Here is a 5,960-nt window from a genome sequence, read left to right as displayed (position 1 = left end):
ACCACGGACCGCAGCGGCACCCGGGCGGCCGTCGCCGGGTTCACCGGTGACAGCCGGGTGTCCGAGGCGAACGGCTCGGCCTACCTGGTGATCCCGAACCCGGACGGCCGCCAGGCCGACGAGCACCCGTTCCTCGGTGACCTGGTCCGGGCGCTGCGCGACGCCCGGGTGCCGCTGCGGTCCGTGGTGGCCTGAGGTGCCCTGTGGTCCGGCCGGCCCTCGACGGCCGGCCGGACCGCTGGCACCCGTTGGCACGCTCGGGTCCGGGACGGCGTCAGGCGGGCCGGGCGGTCAGCAGGTAGTCGTCCGCCTCCGGGCTCCATTGCAGGTCGACGACGCCGCTGGTGGCCGCCGCCTTGCAGAACTGCAGGAAGCTGCGGTAGCCGAGCTTCTTCTCGCTGAAGTCGGGCCGGGCCCGGCGGAGCTGGTTCTTCAGGCCGGACAGCGCCACCGCGCCGTCGCCGGCGGCGAGGTCGAGCACGACGGAGTGGAGCAGCCCGAACGCCACCTCGCGGTCGCCGTGCTCGGGCAGCGAGACCTCGGGATCGCCCTTCGCCGGGCCCTCCGCCAGCTCGACCACGTTGTGCTCGGCCAGGTGGCGCAGGAGTTCGCCGAAGGTGCGGTAGCCGTAGTCGGACTCGCTGAAGGTCGGATCCTTGCGCAGCAGGGTTCGCTTCAACCGGGACGCGGTCACCTCGCCGCCGGAGCTGCCCTGCAGGCCGGCCACCGTCTGGGCCACCAGGACGGAGAGCGTGTCGACGTCGCGGGCCGGCTCCTCGGCCACCGCCTGCGGCTCGGGCTCCGGCTCCACCGGCTCCACCGGCTCGGCCTGCTCGATCTGCTCCACCTGCTGCGGTTCTCGGCTGGGCCGGGCCGGACGCCCGCGCCGGCCCCGGGTGGACGGGATGTCGACGCCCTCCAGCCGGTCGTAGTAGAGGAACTCGTCACAGGCGGGCGGCAGCAGCGCCGAGGTGGACTTCTCGACCCCGACGCCGATCACCTGCTTGTTGAGTTCGCGGAGCTTGTGCACCAGCGGGGTGAAGTCGCTGTCGCCGGTGCAGATCACGAACGTCGAGATGTAGTCGCGCTCGAAGGCCAGCTCCACGGCGTCGACGGCCATCTTGATGTCGGCGGCGTTCTTCCGGGTGGCGCCCATCCGCTGCGGGATCTCGATGAGTTCGACGTGCGACCGGGTGAGCATCCGGCGGTCCTCGTCGAAGTACGACCAGTCCGCGTACGCCCGGCGCACCACCACCCGCCCCCGCTCGGCGAGCGCGTCGGCGATCGGGCGGAAGTCGAACGCCGTGCCGTGGTGGTCACGCGCGCCCAGGGCGAGGTTCTCGTAGTCGAGGAACAGGGCGATCCGGTCTTCTTGATCCACGCCGGCCAGCCTACGCCCGGTGCCCGCTCCGGGCCGGCAACCGCCCGGGCCCGCCCGCGCGCCGTCACGATCCGCCGCCGCAACCAACTGGCAACAGTCTTGACAAAAACGACGGGAATCGACAAACATCACTAGAGAGCGCTCTCTCCACCGTTCCGGCAGGGCTCAGCGGCGTGTGCCACCACCGGATCGCAGCGGAACCGCCCCAGGGGCGGACCGCCCGCCCCGCCGACCACCCGTGCCCGGCCGAGAGCACGGCCACCGCCCCGATCCCCGATCCGTCCACAGGAGAGACCGATGTCCACCGCACTCCGCCGACCACGCGCGCTCGTCCTCGCCGTGGTCGCGATCGTCGCCCTCACCGCAGCCCTCGTCCTGCCCGGCCGCTCCGACACCGCCGAGGCCGCCATCGGCGCGATCACCTGGCAGGACGAGTTCAACGCGCCCGCCGGCACCCCCGTCGACCAGGGCAGGTGGCGCTTCGACATCGGCGGCCACGGCTGGGGCAACAACGAGCGGCAGTACTACACCAACAGCACCAGCAACGCCGTGCACGACGGCCAGGGCAACCTGGTCATCACCGCCCGGCGGGAGAACCCGGCCAACTACCAGTGCCACTACGGCCGGTGCGAGTACACCTCCGCCCGGCTGCTGACCGCTGCCACCTTCACCCAGGCGTACGGGCGGTTCGAGGCGCGCATCAAGATCCCGCGCGGGCAGGGCATCTGGCCCGCGTTCTGGATGCTCGGCAACGACATGGGCACCGTCGGCTGGCCGGCCGCCGGCGAGATCGACATCATGGAGAACATCGGCCGGGAACCGAACACCGTCTACGGCACCATTCACGGCCCGGGCTACTCCGGCGGCGGCGGCATCACCGGCAGCCGCACCATCGGCCAGCCGCTGGCGGACGCCTTCCACACCTACCGGGTGGACTGGGAGCCGAACTCGATCATCTGGTACCTGGACGGCGTCGAGTACCACCGCGTCGACCCGAGCCGGCTCGGCGGCAACCGCTGGGTGTTCGACCACCCCTTCTTCATGATCCTCAACGTGGCGGTCGGCGGTAACTGGCCCGGCTACCCGGACGGCTCCACCCAGTTCCCGCAGCAGATGCTGGTGGACTACGTCCGGGTCTCCGGCTACACCTCGGGCGGCACCCCGCCGCCGTCCGGCACCACCCGGCTCCGGGGCGCGCACAGCGGCCGGTGCATCGACATCCCCGGCGCCAACCCGGTCGACGGAGCGAAGTTGCAGATCTGGGACTGCAACACCACCGCCGCGCAGGCATGGACCTTCGCCGCCGACGGCACCGTCCGGGCGATGGGCAAGTGCATGGACCCGGCCTGGGCCGGCACCGCCAACGGCACCGAGGTCAACCTGGTCACCTGCAACGGCAACCCGGCGCAACGGTTCACCCTCAACGCCGCCGGCGACCTGGTCAACCTGAGCAGCAACCGGTGCGTCGACGTACGGGACTGGGTCGCCACCAACGGCGGCAAGCTGCACCTGTGGGACTGCACCGGCGGCGCCAACCAGAAGTGGTCGCGCTACTGAGCCGCACGCCGGGAAGGGCCGGCACGCCGCGAGCGGCGGACCGGCCCGCGAGGTCGCAGGGCCGTACGCCGACCGGCGTGCGGCCCTCCCCCGCGCCACCGCCACCCGCAATGCCGCCATGGAAGTGAAGCGCCGCCCGCGCGGGGCGTAAGTTCGGTGCCATCGGCGCCGGGCGGTCCGGCGGTACGAGACGGGGGTGGCATGGCGGGCACGACGCGGACGCCGCTGCGGGTGGGACTGCTGGGCTACGGGATCGCCGGTCGGGTGTTCCACGCCCCGCTGATCGCCGCGACGCCCGGGCTGCGGCTGGCGGCGGTGCTGACCCGCGACCCGCAACGACGCGAACAGGTGCGCCACGAGCACCCGGACGCCCGGACCGTCGACGACGCCGACCAGCTGTGGCGCGCGCCGGACGAGCTGGACCTGGTCGTGGTGGCGACGCCGAACCGGCTGCACGTGCCGCTGGCCCGGGCGGCGGTGGCCGCCGGGCTGCCGGTAGTGGTGGACAAGCCGCTCGCCGCCACCGCGGCGCAGGCCCGGGACCTGGTCGACGAGGCGGCCCGCCGCGGCGTGCCACTGACGGTGTTCCAGAACCGGCGCTGGGACGGCGACTTCCTGACCGCCCGCCGCCTGGTCGAGGAGGGCGCGCTGGGGCGGGTGGTCCGCTTCGAGTCCCGCTTCGAACGCTGGCGGCCAGCGATCAAGCCGGGCTGGCGGGAGAGCGGGACGCCCGACGAGGCCGGCGGCACGCTCTACGACCTGGGCGCGCACCTCGTCGACCAGGCGGTGCAGCTGTTCGGGCCGGTCCGCGCCGTCTACGCCGAGGTGGACCGCCGGCGGCCGGGCGCCCAGGTCGACGACGACGCCTTCGTGGCGTTGACCCACGCCAACGGCGTCCGCTCCCACCTCTGGATGACCACGCTGGCCGCGCAGCTCGGACCGCGCCTGCGCATCCTCGGCGACCGCGCCGCGTACACCAGCCACGGGCTCGACGTGCAGGAGGCCGCGCTGCGCGCCGGGGAGCGGCCCGGCACGCCGGGCTGGGGCGAGGTCACCCCCGAGCGGTACGGCCAGCTCGGCGTCGACGGCGACCTGCGCCCGGTGCCCACCGAGCCCGGCCGGTACCAGAGCTTCTACCAGCAGGTGGCGGCGGCGCTGCGGGACGGCGCGCCGTTGCCGGTCGATCCGTACGATGCGGTCGACACCGTCGCGCTGATCGAGCTGGCCCACCGCTCCGCCGCCGATGGCCGGGTGCTGACCGTGACGCCGACGGGCCCATCCGTCCACGCCTGAGCAAGGAGGGTTGCATGCCGGACAGCGAACGCGAGGCCGAGCTGCTCGACGCGGAGCGCCGCCTCCAGGCCGCCCAGCGCGCCGGGGACGTGGCCGCGCTCGACGAGCTGCTCGACGAGCACCTGATCGCCATCGGACCGGACGGCCAGCGGTACGGCAAGCGGGACGACCTGTCCGCCCACCGCAGCCGGACGTCGATCGTCGACGAGTTGGTCGAGGAGCAGCTGGACCTCATCGTCCAGGGCACCACCGGGGTGACCATCTTCGTCGGGCGGGTGACCGGGCTGTTCGGCGGCGAGCCGTTCGCGGCCCGGCTGCGCTACACCCGCACCTGGGTGTACGACGACGACCGCGGCTGGCGCATCCTCGCCGCACACATCAGCCCCGCCTGAGCGCTGTCGCCCTGGGGTCGACGCGGCGGCGGGGTCAGAGGCCGGCGCAGGGGTTGCCGTTCACCGTGCACTCCTCGGGGGCCTTGCGGATACCGGCGTCACGGACGTCGAACTCGACCGTCTGCGACCCGCCGGCCGGCACGGGCTGCCCGGTGAAGGTGACGACCTGCCCGTCCTGGCGCCACTCCACCTTCTTGGCACCGGTGACCGTGCTGCCCTCGGGCAGCGTGAGCACCAGCGTCCAGCCGGTCGCCGCCGCGTCGCCCGGGTTGTCGAGCACCACCTCTGCGGTGTACCCGAGCAGCCGGGTCGACACCGACTCGTAGCGGGCGGCCAACGGGGGCGCCGACGGTGGGGCGGAGGCGGACGTGCGGGTGGGCTTGGCCGTCGGGGTCCGGCTGGACCGGTCGGCGCCGGGCGTGGTGCTCCGGCTCGGGCGCGCGGAGGGCGTCGACCGGGACGCTTCGCCGGTGGCGGTAGCGGCGGTCGGCAGCGCGAGCGGGTCGGAGCTGGCGGATCCGCCCGACTCGCCGGGCAGCACGGCCCAGGCCACCACCCCGGCGGCGACCAGCACGGCGCCGACCAGCGCCCCGACCAGCACCGGACGGAAGCGGCGGTCGGCCGGCGCCGGCTCCTCCCCGAGCACCTCGGTCACCGGCATCTCGGCCGTCATCGCGACGTCGCCGCGGCGCAGGTCGATCCGCTGGAAGGCGAGCCAGTCCAGGATGGCCGGCAGCTGCACGGTGAGGGCCTGCTGGTAGTACTCCTCCCGGCGGGCGCGCTGGTCGTCCGGCCAGTTGCCGTGCTCCAGACTCTCGGTGACCGACAGCCGGCAACCCTCGGCGGTGGGAGCGATGGCGCAGGTCAGCCGGGTACGCCGGTTCGCCTCCTGGCAGCGCAGCGTGAGCAGTTCCGGTGCCCGCCGGTCGACTACCTCGGCGTCCACGGCGGCGTCGAAACCGGGCAGCCCGGCGGTGTGCAGCAGCAGCCGGTCCGCCCCGGCCACCGGCTCGGCCTCGGTGAACCACCGGGCGAGGGCCGTACGATCCGTCAGCGCCTGCCACACCCGGTCGGCCGGGTGGAACAAGTTGACCTGCGCACCGATCTCAGTCACGGCGAGACTCTACGACCCACGCCGCCGCCCGGCCCTACCGGACGGGTTCGACGGTCGCAGGCCAGGCCGATTACCACCAGGCAGTGGTCGGACGGGTACCGACAGTCGACGGGACGGTCGCCGGGCGAGGCCGGCCGGCGGGGTGCGGGCGGCGCGTGATCGCTGGGCGACCGGCTTGGTTTGGGACCGTCGGGACGGGCGGCGGGGCGGCTCGGGTCGGGCG

6 protein-coding genes are annotated in these 5,960 nt (G+C 73.8%); 4 read left to right on the top strand and 2 right to left on the bottom strand.

Going from position 1 to position 5,960, the window contains the following annotated elements; genetic code table 11:
- On the top strand, positions 1-195 hold a 195-nt coding region (locus DLJ47_RS36055), incomplete at its 5' end, for a hypothetical protein (protein WP_158289926.1).
- A gap of 79 nt (positions 196-274) precedes the next feature.
- Here DLJ47_RS36055 and DLJ47_RS32875 read toward each other — a convergent pair.
- Complete coding sequence (locus DLJ47_RS32875) at positions 275-1,381, bottom strand: NYN domain-containing protein (protein WP_109905927.1); 1,107 nt, start codon at positions 1,379-1,381, stop codon at positions 275-277.
- A 297-nt stretch (positions 1,382-1,678) separates the two neighbouring features.
- On the opposite strand from DLJ47_RS32875, the gene DLJ47_RS32870 reads away from it, so the two are divergent.
- The 3 genes from DLJ47_RS32870 to DLJ47_RS32860 all read left to right on the top strand — a co-directional run bounded on the left by DLJ47_RS32870 (position 1,679) and on the right by DLJ47_RS32860 (position 4,623).
- A complete protein-coding gene (locus DLJ47_RS32870) occupies positions 1,679-2,938 on the top strand; it encodes a glycoside hydrolase family 16 protein (protein WP_109905925.1) in 1,260 nt (419 codons plus the stop codon).
- A gap of 201 nt (positions 2,939-3,139) precedes the next feature.
- Positions 3,140-4,231: a Gfo/Idh/MocA family oxidoreductase gene (locus DLJ47_RS32865; protein ID WP_109905923.1), complete on the top strand. Its 1,092-nt coding sequence runs from the start codon at positions 3,140-3,142 to the stop codon at positions 4,229-4,231.
- A 14-nt stretch (positions 4,232-4,245) separates the two neighbouring features.
- On the top strand, positions 4,246-4,623 hold the full coding sequence (locus DLJ47_RS32860; protein WP_109905921.1) for a nuclear transport factor 2 family protein: 378 nt from the start codon (positions 4,246-4,248) through the stop codon (positions 4,621-4,623).
- 34 nt (positions 4,624-4,657) lie between these two features.
- On the opposite strand, the gene DLJ47_RS32855 is transcribed toward DLJ47_RS32860, so the two are convergent.
- A complete protein-coding gene (locus DLJ47_RS32855) occupies positions 4,658-5,737 on the bottom strand; it encodes a cellulose binding domain-containing protein (RefSeq protein ID WP_109905919.1) in 1,080 nt (359 codons plus the stop codon).
- Between the last annotated feature and the right edge of the window lie 223 nt (positions 5,738-5,960).

It is taken from the genome of Micromonospora sp. S4605 (genome assembly GCF_003176715.1).
In the GTDB taxonomy this organism is placed as follows: Bacteria; Actinomycetota; Actinomycetes; order Mycobacteriales; family Micromonosporaceae; genus Micromonospora; species Micromonospora echinaurantiaca.
The sequence above is the reverse complement of the archived record's forward strand: the minus strand, read 5'-3'. Positions and strand labels throughout refer to the sequence as shown.